At 42.3% G+C, this 18085-nt stretch carries 16 protein-coding genes; 12 read left to right on the top strand and 4 right to left on the bottom strand.

Features of this window, described 5'->3' with window-relative positions:
• The first annotated feature begins 176 nt into the window (after nucleotides 1-176).
• The 5 genes from SY85_RS10530 to SY85_RS10510 all read left to right on the top strand — a co-directional run bounded on the left by SY85_RS10530 (nucleotide 177) and on the right by SY85_RS10510 (nucleotide 6694).
• A complete protein-coding gene (locus SY85_RS10530) occupies nucleotides 177-548 on the top strand; it encodes a c-type cytochrome (protein WP_066404274.1) in 372 nt (123 codons plus the stop codon).
• Complete coding sequence (locus tag SY85_RS10525) at nucleotides 514-1935, top strand: cbb3-type cytochrome c oxidase subunit I (RefSeq protein WP_066404273.1); 1422 nt, start codon at nucleotides 514-516, stop codon at nucleotides 1933-1935. Before SY85_RS10530 ends, SY85_RS10525 begins: the two co-directional genes overlap by 35 nt.
• A gap of 729 nt (nucleotides 1936-2664) precedes the next feature.
• On the top strand, nucleotides 2665-3036 hold the full coding sequence (locus SY85_RS10520) for a hypothetical protein (protein ID WP_066404272.1): 372 nt from the start codon (nucleotides 2665-2667) through the stop codon (nucleotides 3034-3036).
• A gap of 99 nt (nucleotides 3037-3135) precedes the next feature.
• Nucleotides 3136-5469: a TonB-dependent receptor gene (locus SY85_RS10515; protein WP_148661158.1), complete on the top strand. Its 2334-nt coding sequence runs from the start codon at nucleotides 3136-3138 to the stop codon at nucleotides 5467-5469.
• Nucleotides 5470-5476: 7 nt separating this feature from the next.
• Nucleotides 5477-6694, top strand: coding sequence for a sialidase family protein (locus SY85_RS10510; protein WP_148661157.1), 1218 nt, complete (start codon nucleotides 5477-5479; stop codon nucleotides 6692-6694).
• A 141-nt stretch (nucleotides 6695-6835) separates the two neighbouring features.
• On the opposite strand, the gene SY85_RS10505 is transcribed toward SY85_RS10510, so the two are convergent.
• The 3 genes from SY85_RS10505 to ric form a co-directional block, all read right to left on the bottom strand.
• Nucleotides 6836-7900, bottom strand: coding sequence for a hypothetical protein (locus SY85_RS10505; protein ID WP_066404268.1), 1065 nt, complete (start codon nucleotides 7898-7900; stop codon nucleotides 6836-6838).
• Nucleotides 7897-8328: an RrF2 family transcriptional regulator gene (locus SY85_RS10500; RefSeq protein WP_066404266.1), complete on the bottom strand. Its 432-nt coding sequence runs from the start codon at nucleotides 8326-8328 to the stop codon at nucleotides 7897-7899. Before SY85_RS10500 ends, SY85_RS10505 begins: the two co-directional genes overlap by 4 nt.
• 307 nt (nucleotides 8329-8635) lie before the next feature.
• Complete coding sequence (ric, locus tag SY85_RS10495; protein ID WP_066404264.1) at nucleotides 8636-9583, bottom strand: iron-sulfur cluster repair di-iron protein; 948 nt, start codon at nucleotides 9581-9583, stop codon at nucleotides 8636-8638.
• A 745-nt stretch (nucleotides 9584-10328) separates the two neighbouring features.
• On the opposite strand from ric, the gene SY85_RS10490 reads away from it, so the two are divergent.
• From SY85_RS10490 to SY85_RS10475, 4 genes are all read left to right on the top strand, one after another.
• Nucleotides 10329-10781: a hypothetical protein gene (locus SY85_RS10490; protein ID WP_148661156.1), complete on the top strand. Its 453-nt coding sequence runs from the start codon at nucleotides 10329-10331 to the stop codon at nucleotides 10779-10781.
• A 330-nt stretch (nucleotides 10782-11111) separates the two neighbouring features.
• Entirely contained in the window at nucleotides 11112-12677 is a 1566-nt protein-coding gene (locus tag SY85_RS10485) for an FMN-binding glutamate synthase family protein (RefSeq protein ID WP_066404258.1), read from the top strand.
• A 7-nt stretch (nucleotides 12678-12684) separates the two neighbouring features.
• Nucleotides 12685-13086, top strand: a complete 402-nt coding sequence (locus tag SY85_RS10480; RefSeq protein WP_066404256.1) for a GreA/GreB family elongation factor — start codon at nucleotides 12685-12687, stop codon at nucleotides 13084-13086.
• Between the two features lie 20 nt (nucleotides 13087-13106).
• Nucleotides 13107-13610, top strand: a complete 504-nt coding sequence (locus SY85_RS10475) for a hypothetical protein (protein WP_066404254.1) — start codon at nucleotides 13107-13109, stop codon at nucleotides 13608-13610.
• A 141-nt stretch (nucleotides 13611-13751) separates the two neighbouring features.
• On the opposite strand, the gene SY85_RS10470 is transcribed toward SY85_RS10475, so the two are convergent.
• The gene (locus tag SY85_RS10470; protein WP_066404252.1) at nucleotides 13752-14465 is read right to left on the bottom strand and encodes a phosphatase PAP2 family protein; all 714 of its coding nucleotides are present in this window, start codon (nucleotides 14463-14465) and stop codon (nucleotides 13752-13754) included.
• Nucleotides 14466-14735: 270 nt separating this feature from the next.
• Between SY85_RS10470 and SY85_RS10465 the strand changes: the two genes are divergently transcribed.
• From SY85_RS10465 to SY85_RS10455, 3 genes are all read left to right on the top strand, one after another.
• Nucleotides 14736-15623 carry a dienelactone hydrolase family protein gene (locus SY85_RS10465; protein ID WP_066404251.1) on the top strand — a complete coding sequence of 296 codons (888 nt, stop codon included), beginning with the start codon at nucleotides 14736-14738 and terminating at the stop codon, nucleotides 15621-15623.
• 43 nt (nucleotides 15624-15666) lie between these two features.
• Nucleotides 15667-16584, top strand: a complete 918-nt coding sequence (locus tag SY85_RS10460; protein WP_066404249.1) for a pirin family protein — start codon at nucleotides 15667-15669, stop codon at nucleotides 16582-16584.
• A gap of 104 nt (nucleotides 16585-16688) precedes the next feature.
• Nucleotides 16689-17720, top strand: a complete 1032-nt coding sequence (locus tag SY85_RS10455) for an LLM class flavin-dependent oxidoreductase (RefSeq protein ID WP_066404247.1) — start codon at nucleotides 16689-16691, stop codon at nucleotides 17718-17720.
• Nucleotides 17721-18085 lie beyond the last annotated feature (365 nt).

Here is an 18085-nt window from a genome sequence, read left to right as displayed (position 1 = left end):
TAATATTGGTAAACGTACTGTGAAACCGTGGCATACCTTCTGTCAGGCAGTATGTATACCAGAGGACAGTTGGTAGTGGGCAGTTGACAGTCGCCAATAAGCGGATACCCTCTGCCAACTGTCAACTGTCCTCTGCCAACTAAATACGCCCTCTGTTATTGAAAATAGTCTTTTACATGTTTTACGTTCGATTACTGTTTATATTGGTTGTTAGTTATGCCTGCTATTCGTTTGTAGTATATACAAAAGGAACGGCAGGCACTATAACGCCTGCCGCCGAAACGCAACAGGTTGTTAGTGAGGGCAAGCAGCTGTACCAGCAATACAACTGTACCGCCTGCCACCAGATATACGGGCTTGGCGGCTACCTGGGCCCAGAGCTCACCACTGCTTATTCCGACAAGAACAGGGGCGAAGCGTATATGCGCGCTATGCTACAAGCTGGTGGCAGCCGAATGCCCAATTTTCATTTTACCTCCCAACAGATTGATGCACTTATTGCTTACTTGAAGTATGTTGACACAACCGCTACCCCTATCAAAGACTAAAACTTCTAATAGCCTCAAGCAGCAAGGCTATGCATCGGATAAAATGGCGTTGGCCTTTCTGGCGTTGGCGCTTTCCTACCTGGCTATGGGCCTGTTATTTGGTGTGCTCGGCAGCCTGCAATATATTTTACCACCTTTTCTAAAAGACCAATTTGGATTTCAGAAAACACGTCCTTTACACGTATACCTGGTTATCTCCTGGATCTTTACCGCAGCACAGGGTGGGTTGTATTATTATGTACCTCGAATTGTACACCGCAACATGTATTGGCAAGGTGGCGTAAAGCTTCATTGGCTGCTGCAGGCCCTTACCTCTTTTTCAATTGTGGTGGCCTTCTTTAACGGTTCTTTTGGCGGAAGGGAATATTTAGAGTTTCCACCGCTTTTAGGTTTAGCTATTGCGTTTACCTGGCTGCCCTTTGCTGTCAACTTTTTTCTAACGCTAAGGCCGCAGTTAAAAGAGGCACCGGTTTATTTTTTTAGCTGGACGCTCGGTATCTGTTTCTTTTATATAACCCTCTCCGAAAGTTATCTGTGGGTATTTGATTACTTCCGCACCAACGAAGTGCGTGACATTACCGTGCAGTGGAAAGCACTGGGATCAATGGTGGGTAGCTGGAATATGCTGGTATATGGTACCAGTATGTACATCATGGAAAAGATGAAGGGAGATACTAAAATGAGCCGTTCGCCCATGGCCTTCTTCTTTTTCTTTTTAGGCTTTACTAACCTATTGTTCAACTGGGGGCATCATACCTATATTGTACCGGCAGCTCCGTGGGTAAAAACGGTAGCTTATGTTATCAGCATGACAGAGCTGCTGATCTTCGGTAACCTGCTTTTGAAGTGGCGCAAGACCATTTCTAATGCACGCAAAAACTTTCATATTCTGCCATTCCAGTTTCTATCCTATGCCGACTGGTGGATCTTTTTGAACCTGGGTGTTGCTATTCTTATCTCTATACCACAACTCAATTATTACACGCACGGTACCCACATTACCGTAGCACATGCTATGGGCACCACCATTGGTATCAATACCATGCTTTTGTTTGGTTCGGTGGTATATATCCTGCAACAGCAAAAGCCACAACTGCTGGAACGCTACCGCGGCTGTATTGCTAAAGGCGGTGCCATCACCAATATTGCCCTTATTTTCTTCTGGACCTCCTTGGTAGGTAGCGGTTTGATAAAGATTGCTTCCAAGCTAAACAAAGACGCCTTTTCTATCATGATGCAGAAATGCCAGCCGTTATTTAAAGTATTTGCCTTTAGCGGCGCCTTTATCTGGCTGGGACTGGGTCTTTTGATCGTTGCTGCCTGGAAGATCATCTTCAAAAAAGACCGCGGAGAGGGAATGTTTGAACCGGGATTTGGGGAGATTTAGGGATTAGGGAGAAGAGGATGGGCTGGATTTTGTATCTTTGGTGTCTTCTCTGCTGGAGTTATTTCTACTCTTCTTATTACACTTTTCTATACTATTTTTTATGAGTTTATAACGGTGCGTAGATAGCCTGATACGGGCCAAGGTACGGGTGGGGTAGGGAGGTGATACGGAGTTAAGTAGGCTTCCATACGGAGTAACCTAGTATTCTATACGGAGTAACCATGAAGGGATAAAGGCGTGGCTATGAAGGAACGTAGGAGTAGCAGGCAAGGATGACCGTCTGGCAATAGGAATTGAGTATGGGTTAGTGGAATGTGGAGTTTTCCCTTCATAACTTGGTAGTGCCCTGTACCTTTCTTGTGGGTTTCTTGTACCTAGTCTGTACCTAGTCTGTACCTAGTCTGTGGGTTTTCTGTAGGTAAGTCCGTACCAACTGCACAGATAAAGCAGTCTATCTCCACTATAGATTCACTAATGATCCATATTAAAGCCTATACTAACTCGGCTGGCACCCCTAATTCATAAAGAAAAATCGTAATAAAAAGAGCTGAAATGCTCTTAAAAGTGAAGAATCTAAAGATATACAATAACCTTTGAAGGGAAGATCTGGCAGGCATAGCGGATACTAATCCACCGTCCTACAACTTTGCCAATTCTGATAAAAATCAACTTAATAGCTGAGTAAAGCTTTGTTAAATCAATCAGTAATAAAGGATATTTGTGTCTGAAATGAAACGGGTTATAATTCCCATATTGATTCTTCTATTGCTGGCACAAACGTTTAGCCAATGGCTGATTGTGCTGGACTATCAGATCAATAAGGATTATATAGCCAGGGTGTTGTGTGAGAACAAGAACAGACCCAAGCTAAAGTGTAATGGTAAGTGCCAGATGATGAAAAAGCTGGCCGAAGAGGAAAAGCAGCAGCAAAGCTCTGAACTGAGAGCTGGCAACCAAAGCCTTATTGTTTCTGCTTCAGCACATTTTGCTACACTTCAGAAGCCCACTGTTTCTGAAACGCTTATAGAATATCAAGAGTTACCAGTTCCTCATACTGTTACTCGTTCCTACGCTATTTTTCATCCCCCCGCTACAGTTTAAGCTAAACAAATCCTCCATTACCTGAATTACCGCTTACCTGCCTGTTTGAAAACCGGGTTGAGAGGGCGTGTACTATTTATTGTCTTAAACTGATAAGCCGTGTCTTATTTATATCGTATTAGCATTACTATACTAATGTCATCCATTTGTACAGTAGTATTCAGCCAAACTATTTTCAAAGCCAAAATCATTGACGCCAGCACGAAGGAACCAATTGAAGGTGCCTCTATTCGTTGTGCAGATGCACATTGTTCCTGTGGATGTACCACCAGCGCTACAGGCGAGTTTCAAATGAAGTGTACCGACTGCAAGAAATTGACCGTAAGTTATATTGGTTATACACCCCAAGTTATTTCTGTAGCAAGCCCAGTCCAATTGATCTCCCTTTTTCAACAGCAGTCGCTGATGCAAGAAGTAGTGGTATCTGCCAACCGTGGGGAAGCGGTAAAACGTGCTGAAGCACCTATTGCCATTTCCGTATTGAACCAGCGTACCATCCGTGAAACAAAGCCCATTACTGCCGACCAGGTGCTTAATAAAGTAAGTGGTGTAAACATGGTGAACCTTGGCAACGAGCAACACCAAATGAGTATTCGTCAGCCTATGACCACAAAGAGCCTGTTTCTGTACCTGGAAGATGGTATCCCCGTACGCACAACCGGTGTGTTTAACCACAATGCCTTGTTGGAGATGAACATGGCTGCAACTAAAAACATTGAAGTGATCAAAGGGCCCTCCTCTTCTTTGTATGGTAGTGAAGCAATAGGTGGGGTAGTGAACTTTATTACTATAGCACCCACAGCCATACCTGTTCTCAAAGTATCGGCTCAAGGAAATAATCTAGGCTATAAACGTGCGGATTTGCAGTCCAGCATTACTAAAGGGAAATGGGGTTTTGCTTTGAGTGGATACTATGCCGACAAACGCAACAGCTTTATGGAGTATACAGACTATCATAAGGGCACATTTACAGCCAGAGCAGATTATCGCTTTTCAAATAAAACAACGCTTTCTAATAGTTTAACCTGGCTAAAGTACTACAGCGACATGCCAAGCGGTGTAGACAGTATTATGTTTGCCACCCGCAGTTTTGTTAGTCCACAGACCTTTACCTATCGGAAGGTGGATGCCTTGCGCTACCGCAGCACCCTCACTCAGAATTGGAATGAACGTAGCAAAACCACTGCTTCCCTGATCTATAGGGATAACACTATTGGTCAGAACCCGGCCTACCGAATTAAAGATGATTACAAGCGTGTGAATGGTGTATGGAAAGGGAATAAAGAACTGGCGCATGGTGAAGAAAATGCGAGCCGCTTTAAAAGCTATGCATTTATTGGCCAGCACAAACAAAGCTTTGACTGGTTGAACGCTGTAGCAATTGGAGGCGTGAGTGTAGACTTAAGTCCTTCTGATTACAAGGCCCAATACATCCGCATTAAAAAAGATACCCTAAGCCGGAAGTATGTAAGTTATCAGAACACGGATAGTGTCTTGACTGACTACACTACTCTTATTAATAACTACGCGGCCTTTGCTAACCTGGAATTCAGTCCACTGGAAAAACTGCGAGTGGTAGCATCTCTTCGTTATGATCTATTTCATTATGAATTTAATAATCACTTAATGCCATCTGCTTTTAGTGGTTCTCCAGATACGGTAAATAACTTCCAACGCTTGAGTCCTAAAATTGGTGCTACATATAACTTTTCACCGCGCATTGGTATCTATGCTAACTACTCAGAAGGCTTTGTACCACCACAGGTAACAGAAATGTATACAGGCGTGAAAGTACCTTATCTTAATCCTTCTATATTCTACAATTACGAAGTAGGCGGCTGGGTAGAAGTGATAAAAAACAAGCTGTCAGCAGATGCCAGTGCTTATCGCCTGCGCGGTACCAATGAGATCGTTTCAGTAAAATTGGATGATGGCTCTTTTGCCAACCAGAACGCAGGTAAAACCTTGCACCAAGGCATTGAGCTAGGCGTTAATGCTACACCTATAAAAGATCTGTCTTTCCGCTTTAGTGGTGCATACAGCAAGCACGAATTTGTAGAGTATGTGGAAAAAGGAGTGAAGTACAACGGCAACGAGATGAACAATGCGCCCAACTGGCTTTATAATACGGAGGTGTGGTACAAGCCATCGTATGTAAAAGGCTTACGTGTAGGAGCTGAGGTGCAGCATGTGGGTGAATATTTTGTTGATCCACAAAACACGGCAACGTATAAGGGCTATAATGTGTTGAACCTGCGTGCCGGCTACCAGTGGAAAGGTGTGGAAGTGTGGATGAACCTGTTAAATGCTACTGACAATTACTACTCTTACATTACTTCTAAGAGTGCTTTTGGATACAGTTACCAACTGGCAGAGCCCAGAAGTGTTATGGTGGGTGTATCTTATGATTTTGCAAACCTTGTTAAACGTTAATCATTCCATGAATCGCTATATAAAATTAATGATCGGTGCCCTTGTGTTTTTGGTAGCCTGTAACGATAAAAGTCAAAGTCTGGTTACAGCAGCCAACCAAGCCATACAAGTGGATTCAGTACCGGGTCAATGTCCTTATTTAACTAAAGATCCTAAAGGCAATACAGTACTGAGCTGGGTGCGTATGTTGAATGATTCTTCTGCTGTTTTTTGTTATGCAGTATCTACGGATGGAAAAACATTTGGACAGCCGGTAGTTATTCCCCATAGCCATAACATACAACCACATGGCGAGAACCTGCCTAAGATCATATTTAAACCTTCAGGAGAAATCATTGCCTTGTGGGGAGCGCCCAGCACCAATTTGACAAACAAATATGCCGGCATGGTATTCTATGCCCAATCGTTTGATGCTGGTAAAAACTGGAGTACTCCAAAGCCATTAACTAACGACACGGCTAGTTATGATCAGCGCTATTATGATGTGGCATTACTTCCAACAGGTGAAGTAGGTATTATCTGGCTGGACAACCGGAAAGCGTCGAATGAGGAAGGCTCTGCTCTCTACTTTGCGAGCACGAACGGCAAGAATGGATTTCAAAGTGAAAGAAGAATTGCTGAATCTTGTTGTCAGTGCTGCCGTACCGATTTGTTTGTAGATAGCAAGGGTGGCATTCATACCTTATATCGAGGCATCATTAAAGACAGTATTCGCGATATGGTGCATGCTGTTTCTACTGATGGCGGGCGTACGTTTTCTTCACCTAAGCGCATTAGTGAAGATAATTGGGTATTAAATGGCTGTCCGCATACAGGACCTGCTATGGCTGAAACAAAGGATGGCTTGCAGTTTGCCTGGTTCACTGGCGGTAAAGACAAGGGCGCTTACTTTACCAGTTCAAAAGATAATGGTAACAGCTTTTCTCCCCGCCAGGCTATTAGTCCATTAGGCTCTCACCCGCAGTTGGCTGCTATGGCAAACGGAGAGCTGGTATTTGTATGGGATGAAACAGCTACAGCAGGTAATAAGGTATTTAAGCGGATAGGACTTCAGGTGCGTAATGCTGATGGGCAAAGTGTGAGTGATAATTATATTACGGCAGATACTGCCACTGCTAGTTTTCCTGTTATTGCAACTATAAAAGAAAAGACGTCGTTGATAGCCTATTCTCAAAAAATAGCAGATAACAATTTTGTTTTCTACCAATTGTTTAATGTGAACTAGTTCTGTTTGGTGAGCCTATTGGACGAGGGAGGGCAGTTGATAGTTGACAGGTTAACAAGTTGATAAGTTGACAAGGACGAGGCTGTCAACCGCCAACTGTCAACTGTCTTCTTAGTTCGACTTGTGTTTATGAAAACAGTTTTAGACGATACGTGCCGGCTTCCGTTTTTTTAGTTCTATGCGGATAATAGCAGCTGTAGAAATGAAAAACGCCAGGAATGCAATGCCATTCAGTAAACCACCGTGCCGACGCAACTCATAATTGCCCAGTACATCTCCTGCTACTCTAATTAATAATGACACCTGCATCAAAACAAACCACACATATAAAAGCGGGCGATACAATTTGAGCGGCAGGTTAACTAATGCTGGTAGGATAATAGGGGCATGTGAAAAGATCATGGAGAAGGTGAAGCCGATAAAAAAGGTATGGAGTGCTGCATCATAACCAAAAGGGAAGCGATCGCTTACTAACAGTAGCATGCCGGATATGAGTAGCCACACATAACCGACAATAAGTAGTTGTGCAGAATAGCGGTGCTGACCTTTAATTTTTATGGAGCGCCAGGCCATATCATACCGTAGCAGCCAGATGGCAGTAGCGATCATAGCTAAAGGGAAAAGAAAATATCCCCAGCTATGAAACGGTATAAAAAGACTACCAAATAGGGCTATAAGGACGAATAGCAGTGCATCACGCTGGTATTTCTTTAGTGGAAGAAAGCGGCTTAGCTCCAGGCGCTCTGCTACGATGGTAAGAAGTAAGAATGCCATCCACCAGGGAACAGTAGCCGGATAGAATTGACCTTTCAGTAAAACAACATAACCAACAAGTAGTGAAAAGGCGCCAATCCAAAACACATAATAATACAGTTCCTTATAGCGATAGATAAAGTAAGTGCACATCAATAGGAATCCGGCACTTCCAGTCAATAACAGTAACTGGCCAATAAGTGGTTGCTGCAAAAGGAAGAACAAGCAACTGCTTACATTTATCACAGGTAGTAGTACTACCCATTTTTGCTTAAATGTTATTGCACGTTCTAAAAAGACCAACGAGGATAAGAAGGAGCCTACCATCAACGCTCCATGCTGACCAGCAGCGGCACTTAGTGGCCATGGCCAACCTATACGGAACCAGCCAGTCCAAATGGCGGCCAGTAGTGATAAGACTAAGAACGGAAGAATAACCAGGGTTTTATTCATCGCTTTAAAAAGGATTTGCCCAGTGCCAGGTTCTTTGATAGTTGTTGAATAGAAACAGTTGAGAACTCTTTGAATAGTTTTTCACGAGCCGCTTTGTAGTTGTGATGAATAGGGCAAGGCTTGGCTTCAGAGCATTCTTTTAATCCGAGGCCACATTCAAAAAAGAAGTGGTCGCCATCAATGACACGCACTACATCTATGAGATAAATATTGGGGCCTGTTAGCTCCATATAGAAGCCACCGGTGGGGCCCTTGGCCGATTTGATGATGTCTGACTTTACCAGAAGTTGCAAGATCTTGGCCGAAGTATGTTCGTTGGCATCAATGGCTTCAGCTACATCCTTGATGCTAAAGCGCCGGTTCTCCTTAGCTTCCGACATAAGGTAAACAGTGGCTCGCAGTGCATATTTACAAGAGGTAGACAACATGAGAGGTATATTAAAAATAAAACGCCCAGTAAGATACTATACCGGGCGCTTTTTTGATCACCGTTTTGTGTTAATGGAAGTACGAAAGGTGATCAAGGTTTGGCCAGAGTGAATAACACTCCATCTTGTATATCAATATAGCAGAAACATTTTTTAGCCAAAGCCATATGCTAATTTACGTTAGGCCGGTTTATATAAGATGACAGTTGGCAGTTGATAGTTGGCAGTCGGTAATAAAGGACTGTTCTCTGTCTACTGTGAACTGTCTACTGCCAACTAAATACGCCCTTCTTTTATACAAAAAGGCCTATCCCTTGCTTAGTTCTTTTTCCAGCGCCAATGCTTTTGGAAATAGAATATTATTCTCTAAGTGGATATGCTGTTGCAGATCGGCTTCCAGATCTTGTAGTTTACTGTAGAGCAACCGGAAGCTGTTGCAACTGCCGGCAGGCGGTGTGAAATCATCAGTGGCTAACCGTAAATGTCCTAACAACTCTCCGGCTATTTCGTGTTCACTCTCCATCATCTCAATAGGTTCTGAAATAGATAAAAATTCATAAAGCAGCCCTTCATTCTTTGCTTTTTTAGCAGCTACCAATCCTTTGATAAAAGGGAATAATATATTTTCTTCTTTCAGGAAGTGTGCGTTCAATTCCTCTTGTAGCTTTTTGTATAACGCTAAAACAAGACAAAGGTTTTGATGTTGTGCCCCGTGTCGTGCTGTTACTTTTTCGGCCAGTTCTAAAATAACCGGTCCTTCCTGATAGTAGTAAACATGGTGCTGGTTATAAATGTAATCAGTCAGGAAGTCGGCCTCCCAGCGGGAAAAGTCAAAGGCGGGTGTGGTTGTATGCGCATCGGCGTTTTCCAGCGCTGCTTCTACTGTAGCCACATCTACTTGTGCTTTTTCACAGGCTTGTTTCAACGTTTTTTTGCCACCACAGCAGAAATCAATGCCAAACTTTTTAAAGACACCTGCTTTACGGATATCCTTAGCCACGATTTCACCAATCGTAATTCCAGCCTCATTTTTCTTGATCTCTACGACCCATTGTTCTGGGCCATTTTCAAGGTATTGCCATTGAAAAATATTTCCTCTTTCTGCCAATAGTTGGTAGTACAAAGGCTTGGGATCATGATCATTAATGATCTGGAATGCGTTGCCGGGTGGTAATGCGTCGAAGTGCTTGAATATAGTGGGGTGTTTTAAGGCGGGCGCTAGTGCCGGTACATATAAGGTATCTGCCTGGTTCATAATAGTGTTGTAATTTTCAGTAAAAGTATTTGTATACTTTTATTCAAAACATGACTTTGGTCAGCTAAGGAGCTTGCTGCTACTATGTTTAATTTGGTGGAACTACAACTTGTTTGTTAAAAAGCATAGGTCATCAATAAAACGCCAAATGATAGATAAAAAGACTGTTTGTGTGTAGCTGTTTGTGGGTTGAAAAAGATTTTACCTTTTTATTAAAGGTCTTTTATTAAATAACTTTATTAGATTTGTTCTTATGAACAGCGTCACCAATATAAATACAATAGCAATGGCCGACAGGTATGTTGTGTTGGATATGCGGGACGCGTATACCTGTTCATTTACGGAGTTTTATCCTTTCTGTCCTAAATTATACTACTTCTCTAATTTTAAGGACTTTAATACGGTCTCCCCAGCCTAATAAGGATAGGTTTGGGGCATATTTTGCTTCTGCTAGTAGGTTTTAAAGCTTCAGTATTCCCTTTGGGTAGCTTTGAAATGTGTGTTGTAGGTGTCTTATAAGCCAATCCTGTAAGCTTATTCAATTGATGATATCCTTCTCATTCAGTAAACCTAATAGACTGGTAAGCGCATTTGGTATTAATCAACAGTAACAAACATTTGAAAGCTTTGGCATTTACGGTTTTAACTGTATGTACTATAAGCTGGTATCATTTAATGTTATACAATAATGATCATTGTTTTCATTGTTGTGCTTGGTATTGTACTATCTATAAGTTTTGTTTATATGGATCATCTAGAGGCGCGTAAGCGAAATGCTGCCCTCTTCTACCAGTTTAGCAAATTGGGCAGCAGGTATGGTATGTCCTTTACAAGCCAGGAAATGTTAGCGCAGCGCATCATTGGCCTGGATGCTATTATGCAGAAGATACTTGTCTTTGAAATACAGGACAATGAATTTGATTGGTATTTGATCAATTTGAAAGAGGTGAAAAGGTGTACTGTTAAGCGAGTATATGGGCGCATAGACGCTGATGCTTTTGATAAAAAGCATATAGAAGATTACCTGGAAATGATTGCATTGGAGTTTTATTTTAAAGACAATCAGCGTTCTGTTGCCTTACCGTTTTATATCAAGTTGCAAAATGCGCCAGAAGAGATACCTGAATTAGAAAATAAAGCAAAAGACTGGGAAGTGATTTTGGGAAAGATGTTATTCCGAGAGGTTAAACGAGCATAGGCTGGTTTTAGTTTTAGTTGACCCATGAGTAAGAGGGGCTGCCAAGACTGATTTGGTTATGCCATTTCATAGCAGCCTCTTTTTTTAACGCATAAAACAATCCGTAATGTTGGTTGGTTTTGTAATACCGTATACATTTTGGAATACTACTTTCTGTTGGTTGTATAGATTGCTCCTGCACTGTGCTTGTTATAAAAATCTGTGTGTGGTTCGTCATTCGCATGCCTCATGCGTAATGAACAAAGACTTTAAGCATTAACCCTAGCCTTATCCTGAAGGGCTAGGGGCTTAAGTCTTTTTTACATTCTCTAATTATTAAATCAATATAATATGGTACGAGGTTTCGAGCGGACATCGGTTCGCAGTATCATTCTTTTTATACTCATACTTAGTAATGTTCTAATTGTAAAAGCCGCTTATTTACATAGTGAAAGCTGGTATTGGCTGCTTTGTTTGTCGCTTCCACTTTTACTGGTAGCAATACGAGATGCGAATCAGAAAAAGCACGCTATTATTCGGAACTTTCCGATCATTGGGCGGTTGCGTTATTTCTTTGAGTCCATCCGGCCAGAGCTGCGGCAATACTTTTTTGAATCTGATTTAGATGGTAAGCCGTTTAATCGCCGGCAACGGTCTATTATTTACCAGCGGGCCAAAAACGAGAAACAAACTGTTGCCTTTGGTATGCAAGCCAACCCGATGAGTCCAGGTTATGAATGGGTGGCGCATTCTATCTATCCAACAACCATAACCGAAAAAGATCTGCGTGTATGGATTGGGAATTACCAATGTATGCAACCCTATTATGCCAGCATATATAATATAGGTGCCATGAGTTATGGTGCTTTAAGTAAAACGGCTATTATGTCGTTGAATGGAGGTGCTAAAATTGGCGACTTTGCACACAATACCGGTGAAGGCGGTATTAGTGAATATCATTTGCAGGGTGGTGATCTGATCTGGCAGATTGGTACTGGCTATTTTGGTTGTCGGGATGAGAATGGACGTTTCAGTCCGATGGCCTTTCGTAAAAATGCCTTGCTGCCACAAGTGAAAATGATTGAGTTGAAATTGTCGCAAGGGGCCAAGCCTGGGCACGGTGGTATCTTGCCAGCCTCTAAGAATACGCCGGAAATTGCTGCTATCCGGTTGGTAGCCCCAGGTACTACTGTGCATTCGCCTACCCGTCATAGTGAGTTTAATACACCAAAAGGGATGATTCAGTTTCTGCAGCTAATGCGTGAGCTTTCGGAAGGCAAGCCTGTGGGTTTCAAATTATGTATTGGTGATAAGGAAGAGTTTATTGCCATTTGTGAAGCTATAGTTGCTACGGGTATTCTACCTGACTTTATTTCTATTGACGGTGCGGAAGGTGGAACGGGTGCTGCGCCATTAGAATTTACCGATCACATAGGTATGCCACTCTACGATGCGCTGGCCTTTGTAAAACAAACCCTGGATACCTATGGGCTTTCCGAACATATAAAAATACTGGCAGCGGGTAAGATCATTACAGGTTTTGATATTTTAAAAGTGATGTCGTTGGGGGCTTCTGCCTGCTATAGCGCCCGGGGGATGATGATGGCGCTGGGTTGTATACAAGCGTTGGTTTGTGATAGTGGTAAGTGCCCGGTAGGAGTAGCTACCCAGGATCCTGTATTTTATAAAGGCCTGCATCCGGCCGATAAGCAGGTAAGGGTAGCCAACTTTCATCAAAAGACCATTGCTGCAACAAAAGAAATGATGGAGGCCTGCGGCTTCACAAATCTGGAGGCGGTCCATTCCTCTAAGTTTATGCGTAGGGTAAATGAGTATGAGGCCAAAAGTTTTGAACAAATCTACTTTGGTAAGAAAGGAGGGGCTTCCATTAAAAATCTTAATTCCATTTTAAATTAATTCAGTTATGCAAAAGGTAAAAGAGCAATTGATACTGGTACAAGACGATTATGATATTATCATGAAATACTTAAAGGGTGGCATCTGGAGTGTGGCGTTTGATCATAAAAATATAGCCGAGTTAGAGTCTGAGTTAAAGAAGGCCAAATTAGTAAGCAGTGAAGATTTTCCGAATGATGCAGTGCGGTTAAATTCTGTTGTTACTATCAAAGAAGAACAGGACAAGAAGTTAATGATACTGCGATTAGTAACGCCTAATAATGCAGATGTAAAACAAAGACGAATATCGGTAATGTCGCCAATAGGTACTGCGCTAATTGGTTTTCGTAAAGGACAACAAGTGGAGTGGGATGTGCCTTCTGGTAGGAAGACGTTTACCATTGTTGAGGTTATTAATGAGTTTGAATAAGTAGCTAAATACCGTTTAATATGGAGCCAGTTATTATTATACTTATTTCCATGCTGGTCTTAGGATTATTAGGAGTGGGACAGGTGATCAGGGAGCAAAATAAAAAGAGAAATCAATTAGCATTGTCATTGGCTTATCAAGGCATGGTTGAGAAACATAAGCTTCAAATAGAACATGTAGAAGTGTTTGAAGATCGAATCATTGGATTGGATCGGAAGCAAAAGGTACTGGTTTTTCTTTTTCATCGTTCTGGATGTTTTTCAGAATTGACTGTACCGCTTTTAGAACTGACTGGCTGTAGGATAGTAGAAAAACACAATGAAAAGGGGTATATAACTAACGTTTCCATTCATATGGAAACACTGATAAAGGATAAGGTATATCAGCTTTGTTTTTACGACGATCAATTTGATAAACCCACCAGTTTGCTGCCAGCTATGCGACGGGCCAGGAATTGGAAGCAACGTATAGCGGTGAACAGTGATCCGGGGGTAATCAGTCTGGAAGCAGAGTACGTATTATAAGAATCAAATTAGTAGGCGTAAGTATGCCCTTTAGTGGAGTATACTTACGCCTTTTGTTATTTGGAAATTGGAGTTTATTATTTGGAATTTATCCTTGCCCTTTCCAATATCCAGATCCTGCCTATTGAAATGAATACAGTCTTAGACCTTGTCAGGCTGAGTTGCTTCTTGTTTTTCCTCTATATCCGCTTTCTTTTTTAAACGCGTAAATAGCGATATCGTTATTACCAGCCACGAAAATCCTATGCAAAAACCAGCCACCACATCGCTAGGGTAGTGTACTCTTAAATACACGCGACTAAAACCAATAAGCAAGGAAAAGATAATCAGAACGGTAGCAGTCAAATATTTATACGTTCGGTTTAGGTCTGTCTTCCAAATCAGGTAGGCTAATAATCCATAAAAGATAAAGGCAGATGTGGCATGCCCACTTGGAAAGCTAAAGTTCTGTAAAGGAGCAATCAAAGGATCTGGGGGACGGACGCGGTGAAAGAAAAGTTTCATAAAGTAATTGACAATGAAGCCACCCATCCCAATAGCAGCAATTTCAAGAGCTCGCTTCCAATTTTTGAGGATGATATAAAAAGCTATCAGTATTATATATGCGATCTGTAAAAAGGTCGCTGAAGCAAAATAGGTGACGGTTTTCATGAATGGGGTTAGTGATGGATTGATTACATGGCTTGATAGAAATTGAAAGATGTGATGGTCCACCTGTTCTTCTCTTTCTTGAAGTACTTCATGCATAATCAGGGTGAATAAGCCAATAGCGCCTACAAATAAAAATAATAGCAGTATTAAGGGCAGAGGAAGCTTCTTGCTATATTTTCCTATAAACGATGAGTTGCTTTTCATTACTTGTATATATAAAATTTTACACCAGCTATAGATTTATGCCAATTTAAGTTATGCCGTCGTATATCAGTAGGCAGTTAACAGTTGAGAGTCGGCAATATTGAGCTGTTTTCTACCAACTGCTAACTGTTAACCGCCCTCTGTCAACTCAGTACGCACTCCTTTATTGAAAACAGTACTATTGGGTTGACGAAAGCTAAGGGCATAAAAGCGTCCGTTTAGATACCAGTGGATTTATTTAAATTTAAAGTCAATCACAAACTGGTCCACATGAACGAAATCAAAAAGGAAGACGTTAAACAGGAAGTATTTGACCTATATGACGACTACGCACACAACCGTGTTTCGCGCCGCGATTTTATGCAAAAGCTTTCCCTCTACGCCGTAGGTGGACTTACTGTAACCTCACTGATGAGCTTTTTAATGCCTGATTATAAGGGTTCATTGCAAATCAAATCAGACGATCCGCGTATTAAATCAGAATACATTACTTATGAGTCGCCGAAAGGTGGCGGCAAGATAAAGGCCCTCTTATCTATGCCGGCTGATAATAAAAAGAAGCTTGGCGGCATTGTAGTGGTTCATGAAAACCGCGGATTGAACCCCCATATTGAGGATGTGGCCAGAAGAGCAGCATTAGCAGGATTTATTTCACTAGCGCCAGATGCGCTAACGCCCTTAGGTGGATATCCTGGTAATGACGATGCCGGACGTGAGCTGCAAAGCAAACGGGATCGTAATGAAATGCTGGAAGATTTTATTGCAGGGTTTGACTATTTGAAAAATCATAAAGACTGTAATGGAAAAGTAGGAGTCGTAGGCTTCTGCTTTGGGGGCTGGATTGCTAATATGATGGCTGTGCGCATACCAGACCTTGCTGCCGCTGTTCCTTTTTATGGTGGTCAGCCGGCAACGGAAGATGTTCCCAAAATAAAAGCACCCTTACTACTGCACTATGCTGCTTTGGATACGAGGGTCAATGAAGGCTGGCCAGCTTACGAAGCTGCGTTAAAAGCTAATAACAAAGAATATACGGCATACATATATCCTAACGTTAATCACGGTTTTCATAATGATACCACACCACGTTATGATAAAGTGGCTGCTGAGTTGGCTTGGAAGCGAACCATTGATTTTTTCAATGAGAAACTGAAGTAGTTAGTGTTTTATTTATATAATTATTGCCTTAACCTATTTACCTATGCTCGATCTCGTTATTGACGCCCGCCCTGCTGCCATCAGTGCTTCCATGAAAGTGAAACGCATTCTTCCTTTTCGGCTTCGCCGCATGGTTGGTCCTTTCATCTTTATGGATCATGCCGGGCCTATAGACGTGGCGCCAGCAATAGGCTCATCATTAGATGTATTGCCGCATCCGCATATTGGTCTGTCTACTGTTAGTTATCTTTTTGGTGGACAAGTTACTCACCGCGACAGTCTTGGTGTAGAGCAGATCATCCGGCCGGGTGAAGTAAACTGGATGACAGCTGGTAGGGGCATAGCGCATTCTGAACGGTTTGAAGATCCTGCAGCTTTAGTGGGCGGCGAGCTGGAAATGATTCAAACCTGGGTGGCCTTACCTGAAAAGGATGAAGAAGATGCTCCTTCTTTTACGAACTATACGCCAGAGCAATTGCCCATCTTTACGGATAAGGGTGTATGGATGCGTCTTATTGCCGGTAGTGCCTATGGACTAGGTAATGATGTTAAAACTAATTCGCCATTATTTTACCTGCACGTGATACTGGAGCCGGGAGCACGTTTTGGATTACCTAAAGGGCACACAGAAAGAGGTATTTATCTGGCTAAAGGAAGTGTAGAGGTAGCTGGTACAATTTATCACCAGGGACAAATGCTGGTATTTACAAAAGGCGCAGATCCGGTAATTGTTGCCAAGGAACCAACTACATTGATGTTGCTTGGTGGTGAGCCGCTAGGTGAACGTTTCATATGGTGGAACTTTGTTTCCTCCCGGAGGGAGCGTATTGAACAGGCTAAGGAAGATTGGAAGCAAGGTCGCATTATACTGCCGCCGAATGATAATCAAGAGTTTATTCCGCTGCCGGATGATAAGTCAAAACCCGCAGGCAGTGCACCGCGCCCAGAACCACTTTCCTGATCGAGTTAATCTCTATTTAGCTTTTTACGTATTGATGACCAACAGCGGCATAGAGTTAGCACCTTCACCAGTATAGAGAATTACCTTCGCAAAAAACTACGAGCATGGAAATAGGTGTAGGTATGTTTGGCGATTTGCATATCAATAGCAACGGTGAAGCGCAACCGGCTCATCAGCGGTTGCAGGAGATCATTGAAGAAATAAAGTTGATGGATGAAGTAGGGCTGGACTTTTTTGGTATTGGTGAACATCACCGTCCTGATTATGCAGTATCGTCTCCCGAGATAGTATTGGCTGCTGCTGCAACAGTCACTAAAAACATAAAACTAGGGAGTGCCGTATCGGTACTTAGTTCCACTGACCCGGTGCGTTTATATCAAAATTTTGCTACGGTAGATGGTATATCAGGTGGCCGCGCTGAGCTAATGGTAGGCCGCGGTAGCTTTACCGAGTCGTTTCCTCTTTTTGGTTTTGACCTAAGAGACTATGATGCACTCTTTGAAGAGAAGCTGGAGTTGCTACTACAAATCAATAAAGAAAAAAGCATAAGCTGGAATGGGAAATTCCGACCAGCGTTGGTAAACCAGGAAGTATATCCCCGTGCTGTAAACGGACAGTTGCCCATTTGGGTGGCTGTAGGAGGTACGCCAGAGTCGGTGTTGAGGGCAGGGCGGTTAGGATTGCCTGTGATCTTTGCTATTATTGGTGGCAGCCCGGAACATTTTAAAGCCTTGTTTGATTATTACAGAAGAGCCTATGCGCATTATGATCACAACCCCGATACACTACAGGTAGGCGTACATATGCATTCCTTCTTTGGTGAGAACAGTCAGCAGGTTGCCGATGAATATTATCCATTGTATGCTGCACAAATGAACCGCATTGGTCGGCAAAGAGGTTGGCCACCCTATCAAAAGCAGCAGTTTGAACACGGAAGAGCTCCGCAAGGTCATTTGATTATTGGTGATGCCAATGAGGCTATTGAGAAGATACTCCACATGCAGGAGCTATTTGGGCTTACCCGGTTTTCTGCGCATATGGATGTAGGTGGGCCCTCACATGCATCGATGATGAAGTCGATTGAGATCTTTGGGACAAAGATCGCTCCCAAGGTGCGAGAGGCGTTGAAGAAGTAGATCATGATAAATGAAATATCGCAAGAGCAACTATAACTAGGAAAGTACTTTCTATCTAGTATAAGTTGCTTTTTTTATTGAGATACCTACAACCGGCTATTACCCAGATGCTGGTTGTGGGTATTTTTTTATGTTGTAATAAATATAAATGCAACCCCTATTAACGCTAAATGCTTTTGCTATGTAGTTATGGTTAAACCTCTCACTACCCAATAAGCGCAGTTTTAAGGGTATTATTTATTCGCATATAGGTATACGATTAGCTAGAATCGTAAATGTACGATGCAAAGTGTAGGGTATTAACTATATCATTAATAAGAGTAAAGCATTATATGAATAAGATTGAAAATCAGTGAATATTGTAT

It is taken from the genome of Flavisolibacter tropicus (assembly GCF_001644645.1).
GTDB classification, from domain to species: Bacteria; Bacteroidota; Bacteroidia; order Chitinophagales; family Chitinophagaceae; genus Flavisolibacter; species Flavisolibacter tropicus.
Note: the sequence above shows the minus strand (reverse complement) of the source record. Positions and strands in the feature narration are given on the sequence as shown.

What these genes read in the sequence shown, in the direction of transcription:
- SY85_RS10530 (WP_066404274.1), top strand. Translation starts at nt 177, where the DNA reads ATGTTTTACGTTCGATTACTGTTTATATTGGTTGTTAGTTATGCCTGC.
- SY85_RS10525 (WP_066404273.1), top strand. Translation starts at nt 514, where the DNA reads ATGTTGACACAACCGCTACCCCTATCAAAGACTAAAACTTCTAATAGC.
- SY85_RS10520 (WP_066404272.1), top strand. Translation starts at nt 2,665, where the DNA reads ATGAAACGGGTTATAATTCCCATATTGATTCTTCTATTGCTGGCACAA.
- SY85_RS10510 (WP_148661157.1), top strand. Translation starts at nt 5,477, where the DNA reads ATGAATCGCTATATAAAATTAATGATCGGTGCCCTTGTGTTTTTGGTA.
- SY85_RS10505 (WP_066404268.1), bottom strand. Translation starts at nt 7,900, where the DNA reads ATGAATAAAACCCTGGTTATTCTTCCGTTCTTAGTCTTATCACTACTG.
- SY85_RS10500 (WP_066404266.1), bottom strand. Translation starts at nt 8,328, where the DNA reads ATGTTGTCTACCTCTTGTAAATATGCACTGCGAGCCACTGTTTACCTT.
- ric (WP_066404264.1), bottom strand. Translation starts at nt 9,583, where the DNA reads ATGAACCAGGCAGATACCTTATATGTACCGGCACTAGCGCCCGCCTTA.
- SY85_RS10490 (WP_148661156.1), top strand. Translation starts at nt 10,329, where the DNA reads ATGGATCATCTAGAGGCGCGTAAGCGAAATGCTGCCCTCTTCTACCAG.
- SY85_RS10485 (WP_066404258.1), top strand. Translation starts at nt 11,112, where the DNA reads ATGGTACGAGGTTTCGAGCGGACATCGGTTCGCAGTATCATTCTTTTT.
- SY85_RS10480 (WP_066404256.1), top strand. Translation starts at nt 12,685, where the DNA reads ATGCAAAAGGTAAAAGAGCAATTGATACTGGTACAAGACGATTATGAT.
- SY85_RS10475 (WP_066404254.1), top strand. Translation starts at nt 13,107, where the DNA reads ATGGAGCCAGTTATTATTATACTTATTTCCATGCTGGTCTTAGGATTA.
- SY85_RS10470 (WP_066404252.1), bottom strand. Translation starts at nt 14,465, where the DNA reads ATGAAAAGCAACTCATCGTTTATAGGAAAATATAGCAAGAAGCTTCCT.
- SY85_RS10465 (WP_066404251.1), top strand. Translation starts at nt 14,736, where the DNA reads ATGAACGAAATCAAAAAGGAAGACGTTAAACAGGAAGTATTTGACCTA.
- SY85_RS10460 (WP_066404249.1), top strand. Translation starts at nt 15,667, where the DNA reads ATGCTCGATCTCGTTATTGACGCCCGCCCTGCTGCCATCAGTGCTTCC.
- SY85_RS10455 (WP_066404247.1), top strand. Translation starts at nt 16,689, where the DNA reads ATGGAAATAGGTGTAGGTATGTTTGGCGATTTGCATATCAATAGCAAC.